Annotated in this window: 17 protein-coding genes and 5 pseudogenes; 10 read left to right on the top strand and 12 right to left on the bottom strand. The window is 58.9% G+C overall.

Annotation, left to right across the window (positions count from 1 at the left end; all coding sequences use genetic code 11):
- The first annotated feature begins 142 nt into the window (after positions 1-142).
- The 4 genes from LPJGGPFB_RS24425 (at position 143) to LPJGGPFB_RS24410 (ending at position 6427) form a co-directional block, all read left to right on the top strand.
- Positions 143-1855, top strand: coding sequence for an arylsulfatase (locus LPJGGPFB_RS24425; RefSeq protein WP_173422542.1), 1713 nt, complete (start codon positions 143-145; stop codon positions 1853-1855).
- A gap of 167 nt (positions 1856-2022) precedes the next feature.
- Positions 2023-3057, top strand: coding sequence for an HAD family hydrolase (locus tag LPJGGPFB_RS24420; RefSeq protein ID WP_173422541.1), 1035 nt, complete (start codon positions 2023-2025; stop codon positions 3055-3057).
- Between the two features lie 110 nt (positions 3058-3167).
- The gene (locus LPJGGPFB_RS24415) at positions 3168-3977 is read left to right on the top strand and encodes a hypothetical protein (RefSeq protein ID WP_173422540.1); all 810 of its coding nucleotides are present in this window, start codon (positions 3168-3170) and stop codon (positions 3975-3977) included.
- Positions 3978-4186: 209 nt separating this feature from the next.
- On the top strand, positions 4187-6427 hold the full coding sequence (locus LPJGGPFB_RS24410; protein ID WP_282438160.1) for a tetratricopeptide repeat protein: 2241 nt from the start codon (positions 4187-4189) through the stop codon (positions 6425-6427).
- A 509-nt stretch (positions 6428-6936) separates the two neighbouring features.
- Here LPJGGPFB_RS24410 and LPJGGPFB_RS24405 read toward each other — a convergent pair.
- Complete coding sequence (locus LPJGGPFB_RS24405; RefSeq protein WP_173422538.1) at positions 6937-7293, bottom strand: type II toxin-antitoxin system HicB family antitoxin; 357 nt, start codon at positions 7291-7293, stop codon at positions 6937-6939.
- Positions 7290-7544: a type II toxin-antitoxin system HicA family toxin gene (locus LPJGGPFB_RS24400; protein ID WP_173422537.1), complete on the bottom strand. Its 255-nt coding sequence runs from the start codon at positions 7542-7544 to the stop codon at positions 7290-7292. The genes LPJGGPFB_RS24405 and LPJGGPFB_RS24400 overlap by 4 nt, the downstream gene beginning before the upstream one ends.
- Before the next feature lie 252 nt (positions 7545-7796).
- Here LPJGGPFB_RS24400 and LPJGGPFB_RS24395 point away from each other — a divergent pair, with 252 nt between their 5' ends.
- On the top strand, positions 7797-8636 hold the full coding sequence (locus LPJGGPFB_RS24395) for a class I SAM-dependent methyltransferase (RefSeq protein ID WP_173422536.1): 840 nt from the start codon (positions 7797-7799) through the stop codon (positions 8634-8636).
- Positions 8637-9030: 394 nt separating this feature from the next.
- Here the strand turns inward: LPJGGPFB_RS24395 and LPJGGPFB_RS24390 are convergent, their stop codons facing one another.
- The 3 genes and pseudogenes from LPJGGPFB_RS24390 to LPJGGPFB_RS24380 all read right to left on the bottom strand — a co-directional run bounded on the left by LPJGGPFB_RS24390 (position 9031) and on the right by LPJGGPFB_RS24380 (position 10681).
- Positions 9031-9327: a plasmid partitioning protein RepB C-terminal domain-containing protein gene (locus tag LPJGGPFB_RS24390; protein WP_173422535.1), complete on the bottom strand. Its 297-nt coding sequence runs from the start codon at positions 9325-9327 to the stop codon at positions 9031-9033.
- Between the two features lie 20 nt (positions 9328-9347).
- Positions 9348-9674 (bottom strand): annotated as a pseudogene (locus LPJGGPFB_RS24385) (pyridoxamine 5'-phosphate oxidase family protein); the annotation flags it as partial.
- 35 nt (positions 9675-9709) lie between these two features.
- The gene (locus LPJGGPFB_RS24380) at positions 9710-10681 is read right to left on the bottom strand and encodes an MBL fold metallo-hydrolase (protein ID WP_173422533.1); all 972 of its coding nucleotides are present in this window, start codon (positions 10679-10681) and stop codon (positions 9710-9712) included.
- A 137-nt stretch (positions 10682-10818) separates the two neighbouring features.
- On the opposite strand from LPJGGPFB_RS24380, the gene LPJGGPFB_RS24375 reads away from it, so the two are divergent.
- The gene (locus LPJGGPFB_RS24375) at positions 10819-11715 is read left to right on the top strand and encodes a LysR family transcriptional regulator (protein WP_173422532.1); all 897 of its coding nucleotides are present in this window, start codon (positions 10819-10821) and stop codon (positions 11713-11715) included.
- A gap of 335 nt (positions 11716-12050) precedes the next feature.
- Here LPJGGPFB_RS24375 and LPJGGPFB_RS24370 read toward each other — a convergent pair whose 3' ends face one another.
- Complete coding sequence (locus LPJGGPFB_RS24370; RefSeq protein WP_173422531.1) at positions 12051-13139, bottom strand: AraC family transcriptional regulator; 1089 nt, start codon at positions 13137-13139, stop codon at positions 12051-12053.
- A gap of 117 nt (positions 13140-13256) precedes the next feature.
- On the opposite strand from LPJGGPFB_RS24370, the gene LPJGGPFB_RS24365 reads away from it, so the two are divergent.
- Positions 13257-14687: a DUF1254 domain-containing protein gene (locus tag LPJGGPFB_RS24365; RefSeq protein WP_173422530.1), complete on the top strand. Its 1431-nt coding sequence runs from the start codon at positions 13257-13259 to the stop codon at positions 14685-14687.
- 28 nt (positions 14688-14715) lie between these two features.
- Positions 14716-14880, top strand: a pseudogene (locus LPJGGPFB_RS33255) (LysR family transcriptional regulator); the annotation flags it as partial.
- A 254-nt stretch (positions 14881-15134) separates the two neighbouring features.
- Here LPJGGPFB_RS33255 and LPJGGPFB_RS24360 read toward each other — a convergent pair.
- The 3 genes and pseudogenes from LPJGGPFB_RS24360 to LPJGGPFB_RS33250 form a co-directional block, all read right to left on the bottom strand.
- Positions 15135-15413 carry a helix-turn-helix transcriptional regulator gene (locus tag LPJGGPFB_RS24360; RefSeq protein ID WP_173422529.1) on the bottom strand — a complete coding sequence of 93 codons (279 nt, stop codon included), beginning with the start codon at positions 15411-15413 and terminating at the stop codon, positions 15135-15137.
- A gap of 3 nt (positions 15414-15416) precedes the next feature.
- A complete protein-coding gene (locus LPJGGPFB_RS24355; RefSeq protein ID WP_173422528.1) occupies positions 15417-16754 on the bottom strand; it encodes a type II toxin-antitoxin system HipA family toxin in 1338 nt (445 codons plus the stop codon).
- Positions 16755-16856: 102 nt separating this feature from the next.
- Positions 16857-17291 (bottom strand): annotated as a pseudogene (locus LPJGGPFB_RS33250) (Fic family protein); the annotation flags it as partial.
- 140 nt (positions 17292-17431) lie between these two features.
- On the opposite strand from LPJGGPFB_RS33250, the gene LPJGGPFB_RS33760 reads away from it, so the two are divergent.
- Together LPJGGPFB_RS33760 and LPJGGPFB_RS33755 are read left to right on the top strand one after the other, a co-directional pair.
- Positions 17432-17608, top strand: coding sequence for a LysR family transcriptional regulator (locus LPJGGPFB_RS33760; RefSeq protein ID WP_427858486.1), 177 nt, complete (start codon positions 17432-17434; stop codon positions 17606-17608).
- Positions 17572-17811 (top strand): annotated as a pseudogene (locus LPJGGPFB_RS33755) (type 2 periplasmic-binding domain-containing protein); the annotation flags it as partial. The gene LPJGGPFB_RS33760 and the pseudogene LPJGGPFB_RS33755, both read left to right, overlap by 37 nt.
- Positions 17812-17978: 167 nt before the next feature.
- Here LPJGGPFB_RS33755 and LPJGGPFB_RS24345 read toward each other — a convergent pair.
- The 3 genes and pseudogenes from LPJGGPFB_RS24345 to LPJGGPFB_RS24335 all read right to left on the bottom strand — a co-directional run.
- Positions 17979-18236 carry a hypothetical protein gene (locus LPJGGPFB_RS24345; RefSeq protein WP_173422527.1) on the bottom strand — a complete coding sequence of 86 codons (258 nt, stop codon included), beginning with the start codon at positions 18234-18236 and terminating at the stop codon, positions 17979-17981.
- A 333-nt stretch (positions 18237-18569) separates the two neighbouring features.
- On the bottom strand, positions 18570-19004 hold the full coding sequence (locus LPJGGPFB_RS24340) for a RidA family protein (RefSeq protein ID WP_173422899.1): 435 nt from the start codon (positions 19002-19004) through the stop codon (positions 18570-18572).
- A pseudogene (locus LPJGGPFB_RS24335) lies at positions 18958-19163 on the bottom strand (DUF2442 domain-containing protein); the annotation flags it as partial. The pseudogene LPJGGPFB_RS24335 and the gene LPJGGPFB_RS24340, both read right to left, overlap by 47 nt.
- Positions 19164-19797 lie beyond the last annotated feature (634 nt).

Raw genomic sequence — 19797 nt, 5'->3', positions numbered from 1 at the left:
TGCAAGACTACACGCGGTCGCGGAATTTATCGTCCATGCGTTCACAGGTGTCCCTTGTGTGCTCGCCCGGCGCTCCAGGTGAAGGCCACCGCAACGGATCATCTTCCGAACGGGAGGTGTGTATTCATCGGAGGAACTGACAATGAGGCACAAAACTCTTCGTTACAGTCTCGGTGCGTTAACGACCCTGGCCTTTCTCTGGGGCGCGAACGCCCCGGCGCAGACTCAGGAAACGAGAAAACCGAATATCCTGTTCATCATGGGCGACGATATCGGCTGGATGCAGCCGAGCATCTATCATCAAGGCATTGCGGTGGGAGAAACGCCCAACATCGACCGCATCGGCAATGAGGGTGCGAAGTTCATGACGTACTATGCCGAGCAGAGCTGCACTGCCGGACGCACTGCGTTCCTCACCGGCATGCAACCGGTGCGCGTCGGCATGGTCCTACCGGAAATTCCCGGAAGCCCGTCCTACTTGCGGACCGGCACGCCTTCACTCGCCAAGTTCCTATTCGATCTAGGCTACACCACCGGCGAGTTCGGCAAGAACCATCTCGGAGATCACACCGAATCCCTGCCGACCGCGCACGGATTCCAAGAGTTCTGGGGGTATCTGTACCACCTCGACGCCATGCAGGGAGTGAGCTTCCCCGATATCAACAAGACACCGACAGAGCAGACACTCGCGCCTCCTTGCAAGAACACGCCGATCCCAGGACTTGCGGACGATCCGGCAGCCGTTGATCCCAAGACAACGACCTGCCTGACGCCACCACGTCCAATGCTTGCGTGCACATCTTCCGACGGGACGGCGGCGAACCAAAGCTGCAAGGACCAGGGCCCGCTGACGTTAGAGCGATCGAAGACCGTGGACGAGGAAATCTCGGCCAAGGTTATCGACTTCCTCGACCGCAACGATCCCGAGAAAACGAAGAAGCCATTCTTTGTCTGGTACAACCCGGCCCGCATGCACATTACGACCGTGCTCCCAGACAAGTACCTGGACATGGTCGGCGAGCCTGGCGGCAAGGACTGGGGCGTCAACGAAGCCGGCATGAAGCAGATGGACGACAACATCGGCTACGTGCTGAAGAAGCTCGAGGAGATGGGCGAGCTCGACAATACGATCATCGCCTTCACCACCGATAACGGCGCCGAGACGATCACCTTCCCCGACGGCGGCACCACTCCCTTCAAGGGCGGCAAGCTGTCCACCTGGGAAGGCGGCATGCGCGCGCCGCTGGTCGTACGCTGGCCCGGGCATATCGAGCCCGGAACGGTAAAGAACGAGATGTTCGCCGCTCTCGACTGGCTGCCTACGCTGGTCGACATCGCCGGTGGTCCAAAGGCTAACGAACTCAAGGCGCGGATTGAAAAGGGCGACTATCCCGGAATCGCCAAGACCACGCTCGACGGCGTCAACCAGCGCGATTACCTGGAAGGCAAGTCGGAAAAGTCCGCGCGCGACCACTTCTTGTACTACTCCGGTAAGGAGCCGTCGGCAGTGCGATACAAGAACTGGAAGATGTACTTCGCGATGGTGTCGGACGACCCGGCCGGCTTTATCACGGGTGTGGTCCCCTACGCCTGGACGCAGGTCGTCAACATCAAGCGCGATCCTTTCGAGACTTCGGTCGGACAACAGTTGAAGACACTCTTCGGTACAGGCGGAGCCATCGCGTCACCGTCCACCGCCTACGTCTATGATTGGAACATGCTACCCATCGGGCAGCAATTGTGGCTGAGGCACCTCCAGAGCTACATCGAGTTCCCGCCAATGCAGGATCCGGCGAGCTACAATCTCGAGCAGGTCATGCAGCAGGTCCGGGAAATGAAGACTGGGCACGACTGACGCGCCAATGGGCGTACGACATGGCAGGCGGCCCAGGAGGGCCGCCTGCCAACCGGACGCGCTGCGGATCGCTCTGCCTTTTTCACCGGAAGGTAGCGGAACGACTCGCATGGCGTTTACCATTACCGCAGCAACTGCTCGGCCAATAACCGACAAGGAGACACGACATGGGAGTGTTCCATCATTTCGAGCTCGGCCGTCGTCGAGTGTTGCTAACGCTCGCCGCAATCTTGGTTCCGATCGCTGTCGCCTGCTCCGGTGATCCTTCACAGGCCCAGACCACCGACCCACTGCCTTCGTGGAATGACACCGCACCGAAGAAGGCCATCGTCGCTTTCGTCGATAGGGTAACCACGGAGAACTCGCCCGACTTCGTCCCGGAGCCTGAGCGGATCGCCGTCTTCGACAATGACGGCACGTTGTGGGTCGAGCATCCGATGTATACCCAGCTCGCCTTTGCGCTCGACCGCGTGAAGGACGAGGCTGCTGCCCATCCGGAATGGAAGGACAAGCAGCCGTTCAAGGCGGTTCTGGAGGGCGACATGAAGGCGCTTGCGGCAGCGGGCGAAAAGGGCCTGGTGCAGCTCATCATGGAGACCCATGCGGACATGACCAATGACGAGTTCCAGAAGGTCGTTTCCGATTGGCTTGCCACCACACGGGACCCGAAGTTCAAGAAACCCTATACCGAACTTGTCTACCAGCCAATGCTCGAACTGCTCGACTATCTGCGCGCCAACGGCTTCAAGACCTTCATCGTGTCGGGTGGCGGTATCGAATTCATGCGACCGTGGGCAGAGCAGGTCTACGGCGTTCCGCCCGAGCAGGTCGTCGGCTCCTCGATCGAAACACAGTTCGAGATGCGCGACGGCGAGCCGACGCTGTTTCGCCTGCCGCAAGTCAACTTCATCGATGACAAAGCCGGCAAGCCGGTTGGTATCAACGCGCATATCGGTCGCCGCCCGATCGCCGCCTTCGGCAATTCCGATGGCGATTTGCAAATGCTGCAATGGACGACAATGACGGGCGGGAGCGTCCGTTTCGGCTTGCTCGTTCATCACACCGATGCTGAACGCGAATACGCCTACGACCGCGACACCGAATTCGGCCGCCTCGATGAGGCGCTTGATGCAGCGGCGATCAACAAATGGACGGTGGTCGACATGAAGGCGGATTGGAAAGAGATCTTTCCGGAGAAGTAATAACTGCGTTCCTGCATCGCGTGCGACACTGTTGTTCCAATGCTTATGCACGTTCCGTGAGGCCATCAGCACACGCGGTTTTGCCGCTTTTAGCTCGGAGGACATCCAAGATGCTACCTAATCACATCGCCGGCTTGATAGCCGTTGTTGGAGGCTTGGCACTGGCAGCAACTGCTGCATTCGCCCAGGATGCCACGAAGAAGCAGCATGTGCCACTGGACAAGAAGATCGGGGCGGTCACGCCCACCGCTCCGGTACCGTCACTTGCAGTCATCAACTCGAATGGCGCCAAGATCGAAGGTGAAAAATTGGTTTTGACTGGTGTGTCGGGAAATTCAATCGTTTTTGCTGATCGACCGGTGCGCGCCGCCGGACATGTGACCACCGAACAGTTCATCATGCAGTGGGATGAAGGCAAGGACAACTTTGCAGTCGATCCTCCAAACGCGACGGTATCGGTGCTGGGAGGCGGCGGGTCGGACGTGAGTGACATCGTGGTCACACTGAAATCGCCTAAGCTGGAAGGCACTACGCCCACATTCGACATCGCCGTTCTGGAAGGGAATCTGGATGGAGCAACCGGCCCCGCTGCTGTTTTCATCGATCATTTCGGCGGCAGTTTTGGCGGCGGTGGCGGATTTGGCGGAGGTGGATTCCACGGCGAAGACTTTGCCGGGGGTGGCTTGCGAGGCGGCGACGTGGCTGGATTTCATGGAAACTACGCGCATATCAACGATGTCAACGTCAACGTTGCCCATGGAGGCAACTATTGGCACGCCCCCGTCTACAACGGCGCCTGGTATCGCGGTGGTGCGGTTGCCGCGGGAGTGGTGGCTGGAGCCGCCGTCGGGTCTGCGGTAGCCAATCCGTACTACCGCCCCCCGCAATGCGGCTACTATCCGTACCCGCCTTGCTACTAAGTTGGTTGGTTGGTCTAATCGGCACGAATGCAACCATTCCCGACAGAGGGTGAAAAGCTCGGGCTTCTCTCAGTGGATTTCTGCCCACTGCGCGCTTGTCGCGCTGCCGAGTGCAGCGCGACCTTGGTTCCACAATGATGCGGAGCGTTTGATTGACGGGATCTATCCACTCAGCGGCAATTATTCGGGCAGCCCTATTGTTTGGCGCCCTGCTTGTGCTCGCCCCCCCGATTTTTGCCGTCGAAACGGCTCCGTCTGCCGCCGCCGCAGACCCGCTCGTCGCACTTCATGAAGGATTCGTCGACGAGAAGACATGTACGTCCTGCCACGCCGAAGAGGCCGCCGCATTCGCCAAGTCGCACCACGCAAAGGCAATGTCCCTTACCGATGATAAAACCGTGCGCGCCGATTTCAACAACACCCGGTTTGAGCGCGATGGCATCTCGGCGGAGTTCTTTCGCCGAGACGGTCGCTTCTTCGTCCGCACGGAAGGAGCTGAAGGCAGGCAAGCGGATTTCGAGGTAAAATATACTTTCGCCTACGAGCCCCTGCAGCAATATCTGCTCGACATCGGCGACGGGCGGTTGCAGGCCTTCGACATTGCCTGGGACACCCAAAAGCAGGAATGGTTCTGGCTGGGCGAAGGCAGTCCGGCAAGACCGGGCGCCACATTCCATTGGACGGGCCCATTCTACCGCTGGAACCGCACCTGCATCGACTGCCATTCCACCGATCCGCGGGCTAATTTCCAGACGCAGACGAGCGCGTACAAGTCGTCCTATGTCGCGACCAGCATCGGATGCCAGTCCTGTCATGGCGGCGGGGCAAAGCACATCGAATGGGCAAGGACCAAGGCGGAAGATGCTTCCGCGGCAGCGATGGGTGGTCCAGGCCTGTCGAAGATCGACTCGAACACCTGCTTCGCCTGCCACGCGCGGCGCATCAGACTTGTCGATGGCTATGGACCAGGCGGATCCTTCCTCGATCATTTTTCCCCTGCGCTGCTGCGCAGCGACCTCTACTTTCCGGACGGGCAAATCTTGGACGAGGTTTTCGAGTACGGCTCCTTCCAGCAAAGCAAGATGGCAAACGCCGGCGTCACCTGTTTCGATTGCCACCGGCCGCACGAGGGTATCGTCAAAGCCATCGGAAACGCACTATGCACGCAGTGCCACGCCGAAACCGCGCCGGAACGGTTTGCAGACAATGACCCGAGCGGAGCGTTCGACACTCCGGCGCACACGCACCACCCCAAAGACTCAGCAGGCGCTCTTTGCGCCAACTGCCACATGCCGGAACGGACCTACATGAAGGTGGATCCCCGGCGCGACCATTCCTTCGTCATCCCCCGCCCAGATCTTTCCGAGGTCTACGGTACGCCGAATGCCTGTACCTCGTGTCACGCGGGCAAGACGAACGCCTGGGCGTCGGAGAACCTGGACAGGTGGTACGGCAAGTCCTGGCGTGAACGCCCGACCATTGCCCACGCCTTCGCGCGAGCGGCCCGCAACGATCTTGCTGCGATCGAGGATCTGCGCAGGTTCCTGGCCGACCGCGAGCAGCCGGGCATCATTCGAGGCAGCGCGATAGCCGAAATGACGAGGCTCGACGGAACAGCCACGGCCGCGGACGTCAGGACGGCGGCGAAAGATTTCGATCCGATCGTCAGGTTGGGGTCGGCGGAGGCGGCCGCGAATTTGCCGCCCGAGCTGCGCTTGGCGGCGATCGGCGACCTGCTTGCTGACGAAACCCGAGCAGTCCGAGTAGCGGCCGCCAGTGCTCTCGGCACCACTCCGTCGCTGGACTTCCTCGGCGATCAACGGCGCGACTTCGATGCCGCCGTGAACGATCTGCGCGCCTATGTCCGGGCCAACGCAGACGTCGCCGAGGCGCAGAGCACCTACGGAACCTTCCTGTTCGGACAGAGGCGTGCGGACGAGGCGGAAAAGGCATTTCGCCAGGCGATTGCTCTTGATGCGACGCTTTCCGGCGCGCGCATCAATCTCGCCGAGCTTTATCGCGTCAGCGGTGACAACGAGAAATCCGAACGGGCCTACGCAGAGGCGGTCGCCGCCAATCCGGACATGGCCGACCTTCGCTACGGACACGGTTTGTCGCTCGTTCGCCAAAAGGCCATGCCGGAGGCGATCCGGGAACTGGAGGCAGCCGTGCGGCTGGATCCAAGCAACTCCAGATACAGGACGACGGCAGCAATCGCGCTCGATTCCGTCGGCCGAACAGATGAGGGCTTTGCGCTTTTGGGCCAGGCCGTCTCGGGTGTTGCGACTGATGTCGAGCTACTCGGCACTGCAATTCCGCTGGGCCTCAAACTTGGCCGCTATGCTGAGACACTCAAGTTCGCGGAGGCGCTCGCCCGTCTCCAGCCGAACGACCCACGAGCCTCAGAGCTCGTTCGACAACTACAAGAAGCAATCCAACTTGGCAGATAGGAGCCTTGATTTGCACTGCTCGCTGCGGGTGCGGATTTCCAGGGCGGATCCATTGTTGCGCCGACGACGACGTCTCCTGTTGGAAAGGACAGTGCGCATCGCAACCTTATTTGAATATCCTCCGCCTTCGCTGCGCCTGACGGCCCGATGTCCTGTTTTCGGGGGAATACGAAGTGTCTAGTCCCACCCGGCCGGTGGCGTTTTCGCTAGCGGGACCGCGCCACCATGACCTCATAACGCACCGTACGGAGCCGCGAGCGGGAATTGTAGCGCAGTCGATGTTTTCCATGACTGCCAGACCAAATCAGACGCGAAGTGCAAGTTTTCGAGGGCAACCAGCAAGCTTTAGAGGAGTCAGCCGGATTGTGGGGTCTGTTGCGGCAGGGCCGCATGACGACAATGTGCCGTGTTTGTTCGCGATTTGTGCGCCCGGGGATCGCATAATGTACTGGAGTGCCGTCCATCCACATGCGTATCGCGTCAGGGCAAACGTTGTCCGGTGACGAGCATTACGCCGATAGGCGCGCCTCGGCAAAGTTTGCTGCCGCTTCTTCCAGTGCTTCTTCTGCCCACTGGTTGAGACTCTTCCCCGAAAGCTCGGCAGCAAGAGCTGCCCGGCGATGGACTTCAGGAGCGACACGGAACATCATCTTGCCGGAATAGGGTTTCTGAGGCTCTTTGCCTACTTTCCTGCAGGTCTCGAGGTAATCATCGACTGCCTCATGGAAGGCATTCTTAAGTTCAGCGACACTGTCACCGTGAAAGCCGATTACATCGGAGATACCTGCGATCCTGCCGAAAAACACTTCATCCTCAGCGTCGAATTCGATGCGAGCGTGATATCCATTGTAAGTCATGGTGTTCATGGCGATACTCCAATCTGCCTCAGGAACTCGCGAGCATCCCGCACCTGATAGCGCTTTGCTTCCTTGTCCAGATGAGGTCGATGGAAGCTCGCAATAATGCCATCTTTTTCGAACTTAACGCGGGAACCGCTTTCCTCGATTACGTTCGCTCCGGCAGCCACTAGCAGATTCTCTACAGCGGCCCACTCAATGGTTCCGGAAACGGGATCCTTGAATACGGCCGCGAGAGTTTTTTTCTGCTTGCTGTTCATGCTAGCAAATATAGGACCGCTTGCTGATTATGCAAGCAAAAACCGACGGTGGAATAAGATAATGGTGCGCTTTTGAACAAGGGACGTATCGGGTTGGCGAAGAAAACTGCCGCCGCTCTTGCGATCAAATTACTGGAGGCAATAAATGCGGGTCGCCAGTTCAAGTCCCTTCAAGGCGTTCGATGCGCACCTGGTCGCCCAGATACTTGCCACCCCAGAAACGGTGTATAATTTGGGGGGAGGTCCTCGGCCATGACCGTCATGAAGCAGCAATCCAGCAAGGCGGGTAGCTTCACTTTTTACGGTGTTCAGTATTCGCGCTTTGGCAGTCGACTTGCAGCCGAGGTCAGACTCGAGGCCTATGGTGAGGACCTCGGCCAACAAGGATGGCGGTCGCTTGACGAACAAGTTGAAATAATCGGTCTTGTCCAAGAGAGCCCTCAAGGCAAACTGCTAGATGTCGCTTGCGGGTCTGGCGGTCCATCGATTGCGATTGCCGCCGCCACGGGATGTCGACTGACGGGAGTCGATATTGAAGAGGCCGCTATCGAGCACGCAAGGGCATTGGCCGCGGCCGCGCATCTGCCGCTCGGTGCAACGTTCGTTGTCGCCGATTGCAGCGAGCAACTGCCATTCGACAGGGAGGAATTCGACGTCGTCTCCTGCATTGACGCGATCATACACCTGGCGTCCCGTCGCGAGGTGTTCGCAGACTGGTTCAGGCTACTCAGGCCGGGCGGTCGGTTAATTCTTACTGATGCTTGCGTCCTAACCGGAATTGTCTCGAAGGAAGAATTGGACATCCGAGCGTCTCAGGGAAAGTTTCATATCGTCCCTGCGGCTTTCAATGAGCTCATGCTTGAGAGAGCCGGTTTCGAGCTAAGGCTCTGCAGAGACACGACCGAAGCTGTCTCAAATCTGGCGTTGCGCCTCTATCACGCTCGCGAATCGCGCCGTTGCGCGATGTTGGAAGAGGAGGGCGTGGGCTGGTTCGAAAACAGGCAGGCCTTTCTCAAGACGACCGCGGAATTGGCCGTAACGGGGAGACTATCCAGATTTCTTTACGTCGCAGAGAAGCCAATACATACGTAGACAGAGTGATCGCCTCAACAACCGACATGGGGCCGCAAATCGAACGGTTTCACTCGCGCGTTGACGCCAACGAGAAACGCTGGCTGGCTCGGGGAGTTCGCGCGGGACGTTGCTCCACACATCTAGCGGTGGGCGACGCCATAGGGTGAGGCCCCACGAGCATTGTGCTGTGTTTGTTTCCGATGTGCGTCTGGGATCACCTAATGGATCAGTGAGGTGCGGAAGTTAAATGGCATCGCGCGTTAATAAACGAAATAGCATTTTCGTTAATTAATGCCCTTGCTTAATTAACGGCCGTGCCAATGGAATCTGGTTCGAATACCATTAAGGCGAAAGAGAATTGAAGTTTTCTTCTTTCGTTGCCAACTCGGAGCGAAAAGTCGCGGCCTTGCGATCAGGCTGCCTTTCTCTGTTCCGTGATCTTCTGAAAGTCAGCCAGGATGTCTGGAAACTTTTGCGCGAGATATCGCACACCGCGGGCGGTGCTGAGCAGGCGCGTGAGGTATCCGGTGGTCAAGACGAGTTTGAGGTAATCGGCACCATAATCGTGCTCGATCGTCTTAAACTCATGGTCTAGGCTGGCTGCTTCATTTTCCATAGGCTTGATGCGTATGATGCCTTCTGAAGAGAAGGCTAACGGGAGCGCGCCGATATTCGTCAGGTTCCGCGAAGGCCAGTGATAACCAGCCATTTGCGGCAGCGCCCGGCGAGCATGTGTCCATAGATTTTCAGGCGCCGCCGGTGCGCGTAGTCCATCAGAAACAGTGAGACGCGGTCATTGGCGCTGACGTTGCCTGTTGTGATGTATTGCCGGTTGCCGCGAAAATCTGCAAAGCCCAGCATCGATGCATCAACCATGGCGAGAAATCCTGCAGGCCCACCACGGTACTGGACGTAGGGCCAACCGGTCGCCGAGACGCACGCAAGATAAAAACCGTCGAGCGCGCCGATCCCTGCGGACTGCTCCGCGCTGCCATACTGCTCCTGTGCGGCTGCTACGGAGGGCGTCGTGGCGATACTGAGATATCTGCTGCTCATTTGATTCCTACCGTTCTAGACCGCCGGAGCTAACTTCAATCCTGCAAGGCCCAGTCCGCCACCTCCCAGCGCATCTGCCCACGGTCGGCGACGACACGGCCGAGCCCTGGGAAGGGCATGTGCGTGGCGGCGATGAGTGCGCCTTCCGAAGCGGCGCGAGGGAAAAAGCGGTCGCGCATCGCCTTGGCCGCTGCACGGTCCTGCTCGAACAGGAAGAACACGTCGGTCGCCCCCGGATGCACGACCGGAAAGATCATGTCCGAGACCATGATGAGGCTTTTGCCGTCATCTTCGACCCGCACGCCGATATGGCCGGGTGTGTGGCCGGTCAGGTCGACAATTGAGATGCCGCGCACAATTTCGCGTTCTCCGTCAATCGCCTGGAGTTTCGGGTAGAGGCGCACCACCTCCTCCGCCATCTTAAAGCTGGTCTGCAGATAATCGGGTGCGCCGCTGCGCTTGGCCGGGTCGGTCCAATGGGTGACGTCACGACGATCGATGTAAAGCTGCGCCTTTGGGTAGTTGTTCCTGCCTCCGGCGATCAGACCGCCCATGTGGTCCTGATGCATATGCGTTACGATCACCGCGTCGATCTGGTCAAGCTGCAGCCCAAGCGCACCGAGCGCCTGCGGCAGTTTGCCGGTCTGCCCGATCGAGCCCGCTGCACCCGCATCGATCAGGACGCGGCGCTCGCCATCATCGATGAGATACTGGTTAATGAGGAACCGCACCCCACTCGGCCGGGCGGTGAACTGAGCGACTGCCGCCTGCTGCACCTCCGCCGGGGTGCGCCCCGGAAAATAATCGAAGGGCATATCGGCATACCCGTCTGTCAGCGCCGTCACCGTGAAGCGACCGATGCGGATCTGCGACAGCGGCGGAATGTTGGCCGGCGTTTTGGCGGTATTCTGCGCTGCGGCAAGGGGCGGTGCGCCACTGATCAGTCCTCCACCGAGGAGGCCGAGAGGAAGAGCGCTGACAAAAGCACGACGCGAAAGTTGAGGCATGACGTCTTTCTCCTGATCAGTGGCAATACGGAGGGCCGGCCGGCGCCCCCTGGAACGACGTGAAAGCTAGGATATCCGAAACCAATAGGGTATCCTGCCATTTCAGGAACTTTCCTCCCAATTTCCGGAAGGACACGATGGATCGGTTTGAAGCGATGTCGGTGCTGCTGGCGGTGGTGGACGCCGGCAGCCTCTCGGCTGGTTCGCGGCGATTGCATGCGCCCCTCGCCACGGTCAGCCGCAAGGTCGCGGATCTTGAAAAGCACCTTGGCGTGCGCCTGGTCCTGCGCACCCGCCGCGGCGTCACCTTGACGGACGAGGGGCGCAGCTTCGTCGCCGCGTCACGTCGTATTCTGGAGGAACTGGACGCGGCAGAGCGGCAGGCCAGCGGCGACGATGGCGCGCTGCGTGGAGGGCTGCACGTGACCGCACCGATTGCCTTCGGCGAGCGCCATCTGTTGCCAACAGCTCTGGAGTTCCTGAAGCAGCAACCCGATATCGACCTGCGCCTCACCCTTGCCGATCGGCAGCTAAGTCTGGAAGATGAGCATGTCGACGTGGCCCTGCGGATCGGACACCTGGCTGACAGCGCACTTATCGCAACGCGCGTCGGCGTAGTCCGACGAGTAATCTGCGCGAGCCCAGACTATCTTGCCCGCCGAGGCGTTCCGCGTCACCCGGAGGACCTCAGCCAGCATGACGGCATAAGCTTTCAGGGCTTTGCGACCGCGCCGGAATGGCGCTACCGCCGGGACGGCGCGGCCTTTACTATCGAGCCGCGTCCCAGATTCGCGGTCAATACGACGGAGGCTGCCATTCAGGCTGCAATAGCCGGTATCGGCATTATCCGCGTGCTGTCTTACCAGATTTCCGATCAGTTGCGCTCCGGTGCTCTGCACGAATTGCTGACAGACTTTGCACCGGAACCGCTACCTGTGAACGTTATCCATGGACCAGCCGGTCCGCTGCCGCTGAAGGTGCGGTGCTTCCTCGACTGGATCATCCCAAGCCTACGCGAGCAACTGGCTTACTAGTGTCCCGCTTCACAGCCGAAATGGCGCGCAAAACGGAGATCATTTCCGCAAGGAGCCGATTGCCGACCGGCTTGTTTAGGGCCAGCATCGTAACGAACGGACATTCGCTACGGTGGCATAGTGCACTGAGGCTCGATGGGCGTCGCGGCCAGCCTTCGTGCAGGGCTGCGCATGCAGATCGCCCATTTCTTCGGTGACCACCCTATGGGGCAGGCGGGAAGCGACGATGGACGCTGGTCCGTCCCACTTGCCCCCGCGCTGCCGGGCTGGCAAAAGCGTTGGAAGCGATGGACACGGCCGCCATCTGGCCTCGCGCGGCAGAACTGCGCACGGCCTTAGCGAGGGAACGCGGCGTGGAGGCCGCAACTGAATTCCGCAAATGATTGAGGGTCACACCGAGTTGAGCGCGGCGTCTGGACGGTGAACGCGGAGCGAAATTCCTTCGGCCCGTTGCCGGTCGCCTTTCGGAAAGCGCGAGCAAAGTTGGCTGGCGAGGAATACCCTAATTCGGCCGCAACGCGGGTAATCGAGACATTCCTGTCCCGGAGCAGTTCAGTGGCGCGCTGAACCCTAACTGCGGTCGCCAGGCTGCGAAAGTCCGTGCCTGCGCGGTTCAGCTCTCGTTGCAGTGTTCGGACGCTGGTGTCAGTCACTTGCGCGGCACCGTCGATCGACACGCTGCCCGTGAGAACCTGCGCCCGGATCTGCTCCATGATGACGTCGAGCAAATCGCGAGGCGCGCCGCCACGCCGGTCTCGCGCGACATCCTCGATGGTGACGATCGGCCATGCGACGTGCCTTGGACCAGCCGACAGATGACGGCGTTCCATCACAACGGTCACCGCGGGGGCGTTGAAGTGGACCGGACACTGGAAGATGTCTTCCAAAAGAACGGCTTGACGCGGCCTGTCGGTGTCGAGCTCGATGCGCAGCGGTCGCCAATCCCGGGGCAAATAGGCCCTGAAGAGACTGAGCAGGACGCCCGCCGCCGCAAAGCCGACATTTGCATATCCGGCATAGCCTGCCAGCGCAAAGACATAGCTGTATCGTACCTCGTCGCCGACGACCGAGACCGACATTCTGTCATCCGTACTATGAAAACAAAGACTGGAAATCGCGCGTCCGATGGCTTGGCCCAGGGTGCCGGCTCCAAGCACATAGCGTCCGTAGCTACCATAGTTGGCGACGTTCATCATCGGAGCCATCAGTACCCCGAAGTTGGCATCGCCGGCGGCCCGAGCGGCCGCCTCGACGAAGCGGATGACCGCCGCGTGCGGGATGAAGCAGTTTTCTCCCTCGGTCAGTTCGAGGTCGAAGCCGATGGCTCGATTGGCCTGCAGCAGCGCCTTTTGCCCGATTTCACCGCGGATGAAGGCCGGCATGCCATGCAATATGCGGTTGGAGATAACCGGGATCTCAGCCATGCATGCCGCGCTCCAGAAATAATACAACCTTGGCGTAAAATGAGTGGTTTCGAATTACGAATAGTGTCTAGTTCGGCAGATAAACCGGGGGCAGGAAGCCACAAGGGAGTAAGGCAAATGCTGACAAAGCGAGATCTACTTCGCTCCGCCACAATGATCGTCGCTGGCGCCGCGATTGCGAGGCCAAGCCTGGTGATGGCGCAGAACTACCCAGGCATAATCGAGGCCAAGGAGATCGCCGAGGAGGGCTTCATCTATGGTCTGCCGCTCGTTATGAACTATGCCATCATGTACGAATACGCGGTAGATCGCAATTCAGGGCAGTTCAAGGCGCCGTTCAACCAGATTAAGAACGAGCCCAACGTTTATACTTACAAGGACACGGCGATCGTCACACCCAACAGCGATACGCCCTATTCCTTCGTCTGGCTGGATTTGCGGGCGGAGCCGGTGGTGCTCTCGGTGCCGGCGATCGACCCGAAGCGCTACTACTCGGTCATGCTCTGTGACGGCAACACCTACAATTTCGGTTATATCGGCACACGCGCCACAGGAAGCGATGCCGGCGACTATATGGTGGTCGGCCCCGACTGGGAGGGTGAAACCCCGGCGGGCATCAAACAAGTGTTTCGGTCGAGCACGCAGTTTTCCCTCGCGGGCTATCGCACCCAGCTTTTTGGCCCGGATGATCTCGATAACGTCAAGAAAGTGCAGGATGGCTATAAGGTGCAGATGCTGTCGGCGTATCTGAAGCAGACGACGCCGCCGGCCGCGCCAACCATCGATTTCCCCGAGATCGACAAGGATCTCGTGAAGACCAACTTCTTCGACTATCTCGACTTCGCTCTGCAATTCGGCCCGGCGCAAGGCAACGAGAAGGAGATAAGGGCCAAGCTGGCGCGCATCGGCATCGGGCCGGGTAAGTCCTTCGACTTCAAGGACCTGCCACTGGAGCACAAGCTGGAGATTGGCCTCGGCATGAAGGCGGGCCAGCGGAAGGTCGACGAGGCCGTCGCCAATGCCGGCAAGGCGATCAATGGCTGGCGGGTCAGCGGTCTTCCAGGAGACAGCGCCCACTACAAAGGCGACTGGTTGAAACGCGCCATCGCCGCTCAGGCCGGCATCTATGGAAATGACCCGGAGGAAGCGACCTATCCCTACACGCGCGTCGATAGCAAGGGCCAGACACTCGACGGCAGCAAGCACAACTACACGATCACCTTTCCCGCAGGGCAACTTCCACCGGTGAACTCCTTCTGGTCGGTGACGATGTATGACGGCAAGAGCCAGCTTTTGATCAAAAATCCGATCGATCGTTACCTCATCAACTCGCCAATGCTTCCGGGTATGAAGAAGAACGAGGATGGTTCGCTCACCCTTTACATCCAGAAGGACAGCCCCGGCGCGGACAAGGAAGCCAATTGGCTGCCTGCTCCGGATGACACGATTTATCTCGTCATGCGCCTCTACTGGCCGAAGACAGAAGCGCCGTCCATATTGCCGGCGGGCGAAGGCACCTGGCAGCCGCCAGCCGTCGTGGCGCAGTAATTGTCCCGCCTATACTGTGCGTGGAACGCCGGGATGGACGCTGGATCTGCCCAATCGCAATTTCGAGCTCAGGAAGGTGAGGGGCGTCGACTTCAGGATCGGGCTTGGTGCCGCGTGGTCGAAGGATGATCCGACGGCCGCGCGCGATGACATCATCGATATTGCGCGGTCGTTGGTCCGGGCTGTTGAGTGAGGAGCTATGGTCCGCGACGACCGCAACACGTTCATTTCGCGCTGATCATTGAATCGAAGCCGGTCAGAAAAGCGTCCACCATGGCGTGAAGTCGGTGCGGTTCAACTCCATCGCGTGCTTGAACCGAAAGGCCGTGCAGCAAGGTTGCGCAGCAGTCGCCTATGGCGACTTCATCAACATGTGCCGGCATTTCCCCCGAATGTTTGCCCGTGTTCAGGCGCCCGAGTGTTCCGCTGGAGAAAGGTTTCAGGGCCTCATCGCGGGCTTGGTAAAAACCCTACGGTGAAACCGAACAGTCTTCCGATTTTTTCCAAAGTTTCCAAGGTCGGGTTCGCCTTGCCCGCCTCTATTTCGGCGATCTGCCTACGGGTTAGCCCTAGCGTCCTGGCGAACTCCTGTTGCGAAAGGCCGATGCTCTTGCGGATATCGATCACGGCTTCCGGGATTCGCAAGGAGCCCTGCCGGGCGCGCTCAGCCAAATCCTGACGCATTGCCAGGATCTGCTCCTTTGTCGGTTTTTTCCAGCGCGCCATTGGTCAGGACCTCGATGACCCTGCGAACGATGATCGAACGCCATCGGCAATCTCACCGCATCTCATCATGGCTCTATCGACAACTAGATCCGTCGCGCCCAGGTCCCTGGCGTATTGGGGTATCTGCCTCAGGCGGTCCGAAAGCGACTGCAATTGGCTGCCGATCCTCGCCTGGCCGTCCGGTTCGGGCCAAACATCCGCGCAGATCTGGCGCCAGTCCGGAAGATGGTCGCGGGCGGCATCGCGCATCGATGCCCATCGGGTAGACCGCAAAATGCCCTCCCTTGCCAAACGCATCGGGGCGAAATCAAAAAGTGGGGATAGCCGGATCGTCCCGTCCGGATATTTGCTGAGCGCGGAATTTCGGCCGTGATTGTCAGGATTGCCGAGCGCCAGGTTGACGATGTCGCGCTTCAGATATTCGGTCACATCTGCAAGTGGGTCGGCCGAATACGCCTTGAGAATGTCTATATAGGCTTCATGCGTGCCGATATGGCCGAAGTCTGCAACACCGATGGCCGAAACGAGGCTCTCCTGGCCAAGGCGGACCGTTTCTCCGTTCGCGCCCTTCTGTCGGTCGAACCTTGGAATGATCAGGACGCCTTCAGCGTAAAGAGACGGTTCCTTAACGTTCAAACCAAGTTCCAACGCCAATCGGGAATAGAGAGCTTCGCCCTCAAGTATCGTGCGATCAACAGGCTCATTGCTGCGAACGAGCTTGACGATGACGTGTCGAACGGCCTCCTCGTCACTCACGATGCTGTCGGCATAGTAAAGACCGTCTGCCGCTTGGGTCATGGACACTTTTGGCCATTCGCCCTGCAACCCACTTGAGCCCGAGGCGAGCATTGCAAAGCGATCCGCCACCTCCATGAAACGGTCGGAACGCTCGAGAATGTCTCCTTCTGTAACGCCCTGGCGCTGCAATCCGCGCAGGCGCTGCGATTCCGCCTCGGCCGCCTCCTTTATGCGTATGTTGCCTATTCCGCCAGTTGCTGCCCTCAGGAGCAGCGAACGGTCCGATGAGCGAGCCGCTTCGTTGAGACCAAGATGTTCGGCAAGTTTCCGTCTCGCATGCCCTTGTGGCATAAGGTCGAGAAGGAAGGGCGGCCAGCGGCTGCCGTGGCGGTTTTCAAGGTCGACGGGAAAGCGAACTGAGAGCGCACGATGATCGCCGACGGCATTTCCGACCGCGAAATCCCGTGCTGCTGTCGCGATGAAGTAATCAAGGTCGTAGTCGACTATAGAGCTGCCCTGGTAGCCGGCCTCATCATCCTGGAGGGCAACTGTCGCGGCTTCGTGCCATTTGCCTTCGAAGTGAATTTCCAGCGTCAATCTCATTAAACGACCCCTTTGAGGATCATTTAGAGAGAAAGCGCGAAATAATCAACCCATAAAGTGGGTCAATAAAGACTGTTTATACCATAGGGTATCAGTGGGAACTCAGTGGCCGCTTGCTCCGTCGCTGACCATTTCCATGTAGGCGCGATAGACGAACACCCGGCCCCGCCGTCGGCCCGTTACTTCTTCAACGATCCCAAGTCTTTGGAGTTGGTCTGAGCTGCGTTGACGGTCGGCATTGTCAGTCCGCTTCGCTTCATTGCTGCAGTCGCTGTCAAACAGGGACTTGTGCGCATGGCTTCGTGGATCTGGAGGACCGATCCCGTACGTTCAGACTCTCTGATGATCCGGTCGCGGTCGCCGTCGAATAGCCGTGCAATTTGACTGGCAGTCTCAAATGCTTGTTCCGCAGTTTCGGCGATCCCATCGAGAAAGAAACTCGAGCCAAGCTTCCCAGGTGCCGTGTTCTTGGACTTCCTGCAGCAGGCGGTAGTAATCGGACCTGCGTGATTTGAAATAGAAGCTCACGTAGAGCAGGAGTTTGCGCCGGAATGGACGCTGGACCTGCCAATCGCATTTCGAGCTTAGGAAGGTGAGGGGTATCGACTTCAGGGTCGGGCTTGGGGTTGCCTGGTCCAAGGACGATCCGACTGCATTTCGGTCGGGCTGCCGCCCGGGTGTGTATCGCCCAGCCGGCATTGAGCTGTCAGATCCAGTCACTAGAAAAAGAACTCGGCGTCCGTCCGTTGGAGCGCTCGACGCGACGAGTGGAACTGACAAGTGCCGGGAAGGTCTACTGCGATCGCTGTATCCGGAGAGTGTCGCCTATACCTGCGACGACACCTTCTCGCTGATGTCGCTGTTGTCGGCCGGTCTCGGCATCGGCTTTGGGGCGGAATGGACGCTGGCTCTGCCCAATCGCAATTTCGAGCTAAGGAAGGTGAGGGGTATCGACTTCAGGATCGGGCTTGGGGTTGCTTGGTCCAAGGATGACCCGATAGCTGCCCGCGACGACATCATTGATATCGCGCGGTCGCTGGTCAGGGCGGGAAGGTGAGCATCTGCTTCTTGTCCAGGGAATGTAGCAGGCACCGTTCCAGTCATAACTCGTCTGAGCTACGTACCGTGTAACGAGAACGTGCTGTTTCCTCATTACGTGAAGTTTGCGAATTGGAAGCGCCTTCCCGCCTGCTAGATGATCAGGGCATTCATGGGAGTGGTGACCTAGCGGATCATACGGGGGCTCACGCAGGCGAGCATCTTGATGACGTCTTCTTCCAGCGTCTGACAGAGATCCTCATACTCGGCCAAGATCGAACGGTCTGGCGTCGCTTGCTCACGTAACTCGTCGCGCTTTATTGCGGCCAGGCCGTAAGCTTCCAGCAAGTCGGTAAACGCCAAGAAGTACGCATCAGAGATCTGCTCCCGGTGCCTCGGCAGCCGCATCTTCAGGCGGGCCCGCCCCACCTTTTCGAAATCCATCGCCCGCTCCTCACTCCCTCGGACCAGATTGTCCTCCACCAAAACGAAAGTAGCAACAAGACCTTGAGCCGGCGGAAAAATATTGCGGAACTCGCGCTCTTCAGGCCGAACGCTGGGGAAGAGGAGCAACTTGCCGGGCCTAATCTTCCCGGATCCCGGCCGTTGGCCGTCGCCATGCTGATCCTCCGAGACGAGGCTTTCAATCGACCAAACCGCGCGGGAACGGGCTCTGGCAGCAAAGCCGCCCGCGCTTGGTGCGCTGTGCGAAGGATCATCAGCGTTTCGTTACAGAAGATCGCATGATGCGTCGAATGGGATGGGGTGAGATGGGAATCAACCCCCGGCTGGAATTCGAGCGATCACCTTGATCTCAAAATCGAAACCGGCGAGCCAGTTAACGCCGATCGCCGTCCAGTTCGGGTAGGGCGGGTTTGGGAAAACTTCGTTCTTCACCGCCATGATCGTCGCGAACTGGTTCTCGGGATCGGTATGGAAACTTGTCACGTCAACGATGTCGTCGAGGCTGCAACCGCCCGCCGCTAGGGTAGCCTTGAGATTGGCGAAGGCCAGTCGGACCTGCTCGGCAAAATCCGGCTCGGGTGACCCGTCTTCGCGGCTCCCCACCTGACCGGAAACGAACAAGAGATCTCCCGAGGCAATGGCGGCCGAATAGCCGTGGGCCTCGTAAAGCGCGTGACGGTTTTCAGGAAAAACGGGAGTGGGTTTCGCCCAAAAACTCGACTTCCGCCAACTGGGCAGGCGTTGCATTCTCCAGGCCTTGTATCGATCGGGCAGGGACCATGAAAGCTGCGCCATTTGGAAAATCCACGACAATGCGGCCGGAACGTTCATCGAAACGGACCGACGATGGGATCGGAGCGCGTACACCTTCAAGGTGGCTTCTCGGCAGTGACGATTTTCAAAGATGACTTCACCCTTGAATGCTTTCCCATTTCTCGATGAACAAGCGCTGGTTTGCCTGGACAATAGTGAGCGCCACGCTCAAATCTCGCATTTTTCATCCCCCGGTTCGATAACACGGTGAGGTCGAGAATGTTGATGCGGGCTTCACCGTCCGTAGACATGGGCGTGCGCGGGTTAACCATAGAGAACATCCGGACTCCTTTTGAAAAAGCTGGCGTAGAGTTCATTCCGGAAAACGGTGGCGGCGTAGGTGTGCGCTTCTCCAAGCCAAATGATTCAGATTGCCAGAACGCTTGATGCTGCGCTGCGAGGGAATACCTGTCCGCTAGTAGGCATCTTGTACTCGCCGTGACGCTTCCTATCTCAGATGGCATCCTCGACATGGAGCCTCGAGATGGATCAGGTGGCAACGAAAGTATTTTCCGATCACGAGATCGAAGTCATTCCGCCCACGCGTGACAAACGGAACGCGCAAAACACTGCAACCTGTTTGTGTTGTCAAAAGAAGCGTCTGGCCTCGCGAATGGACGTCGATGGTTGCGGCATATGTGAGGAGTGCCTCGCCCCCTGACCGTGTCGGCGTGAGTATTGAGGGGTATGTGGTTCAGGCCGACCTGACGTTTTCGGCTCTCGACTT

The sequence above is a fragment of the Ensifer adhaerens genome (assembly GCF_013283195.1).
Taxonomy (GTDB): domain Bacteria; phylum Pseudomonadota; class Alphaproteobacteria; order Rhizobiales; family Rhizobiaceae; genus Ensifer; species Ensifer adhaerens_G.
Note: the sequence above shows the minus strand (reverse complement) of the source record. Positions and strands in the feature narration are given on the sequence as shown.

What these genes read in the sequence shown, in the direction of transcription:
- LPJGGPFB_RS24400 (WP_173422537.1), bottom strand. Translation starts at nt 7,544, where the DNA reads ATGAACAGCAAGCAGAAAAAAACTCTCGCGGCCGTATTCAAGGATCCC.
- LPJGGPFB_RS24390 (WP_173422535.1), bottom strand. Translation starts at nt 9,327, where the DNA reads ATGGCTGGTTATCACTGGCCTTCGCGGAACCTGACGAATATCGGCGCG.
- LPJGGPFB_RS24405 (WP_173422538.1), bottom strand. Translation starts at nt 7,293, where the DNA reads ATGAACACCATGACTTACAATGGATATCACGCTCGCATCGAATTCGAC.
- LPJGGPFB_RS24425 (WP_173422542.1), top strand. Translation starts at nt 143, where the DNA reads ATGAGGCACAAAACTCTTCGTTACAGTCTCGGTGCGTTAACGACCCTG.
- LPJGGPFB_RS24340 (WP_173422899.1), bottom strand. Translation starts at nt 19,004, where the DNA reads ATGCAACGCCTGCCCAGTTGGCGGAAGTCGAGTTTTTGGGCGAAACCC.
- LPJGGPFB_RS24360 (WP_173422529.1), bottom strand. Translation starts at nt 15,413, where the DNA reads ATGGCGCGCTGGAAAAAACCGACAAAGGAGCAGATCCTGGCAATGCGT.
- LPJGGPFB_RS24415 (WP_173422540.1), top strand. Translation starts at nt 3,168, where the DNA reads ATGCTACCTAATCACATCGCCGGCTTGATAGCCGTTGTTGGAGGCTTG.
- LPJGGPFB_RS24380 (WP_173422533.1), bottom strand. Translation starts at nt 10,681, where the DNA reads ATGCCTCAACTTTCGCGTCGTGCTTTTGTCAGCGCTCTTCCTCTCGGC.
- LPJGGPFB_RS24365 (WP_173422530.1), top strand. Translation starts at nt 13,257, where the DNA reads ATGCTGACAAAGCGAGATCTACTTCGCTCCGCCACAATGATCGTCGCT.
- LPJGGPFB_RS24375 (WP_173422532.1), top strand. Translation starts at nt 10,819, where the DNA reads ATGGATCGGTTTGAAGCGATGTCGGTGCTGCTGGCGGTGGTGGACGCC.
- LPJGGPFB_RS24420 (WP_173422541.1), top strand. Translation starts at nt 2,023, where the DNA reads ATGGGAGTGTTCCATCATTTCGAGCTCGGCCGTCGTCGAGTGTTGCTA.
- LPJGGPFB_RS24395 (WP_173422536.1), top strand. Translation starts at nt 7,797, where the DNA reads ATGACCGTCATGAAGCAGCAATCCAGCAAGGCGGGTAGCTTCACTTTT.
- LPJGGPFB_RS24355 (WP_173422528.1), bottom strand. Translation starts at nt 16,754, where the DNA reads ATGAGATTGACGCTGGAAATTCACTTCGAAGGCAAATGGCACGAAGCC.
- LPJGGPFB_RS24370 (WP_173422531.1), bottom strand. Translation starts at nt 13,139, where the DNA reads ATGGCTGAGATCCCGGTTATCTCCAACCGCATATTGCATGGCATGCCG.
- LPJGGPFB_RS24345 (WP_173422527.1), bottom strand. Translation starts at nt 18,236, where the DNA reads ATGGATTTCGAAAAGGTGGGGCGGGCCCGCCTGAAGATGCGGCTGCCG.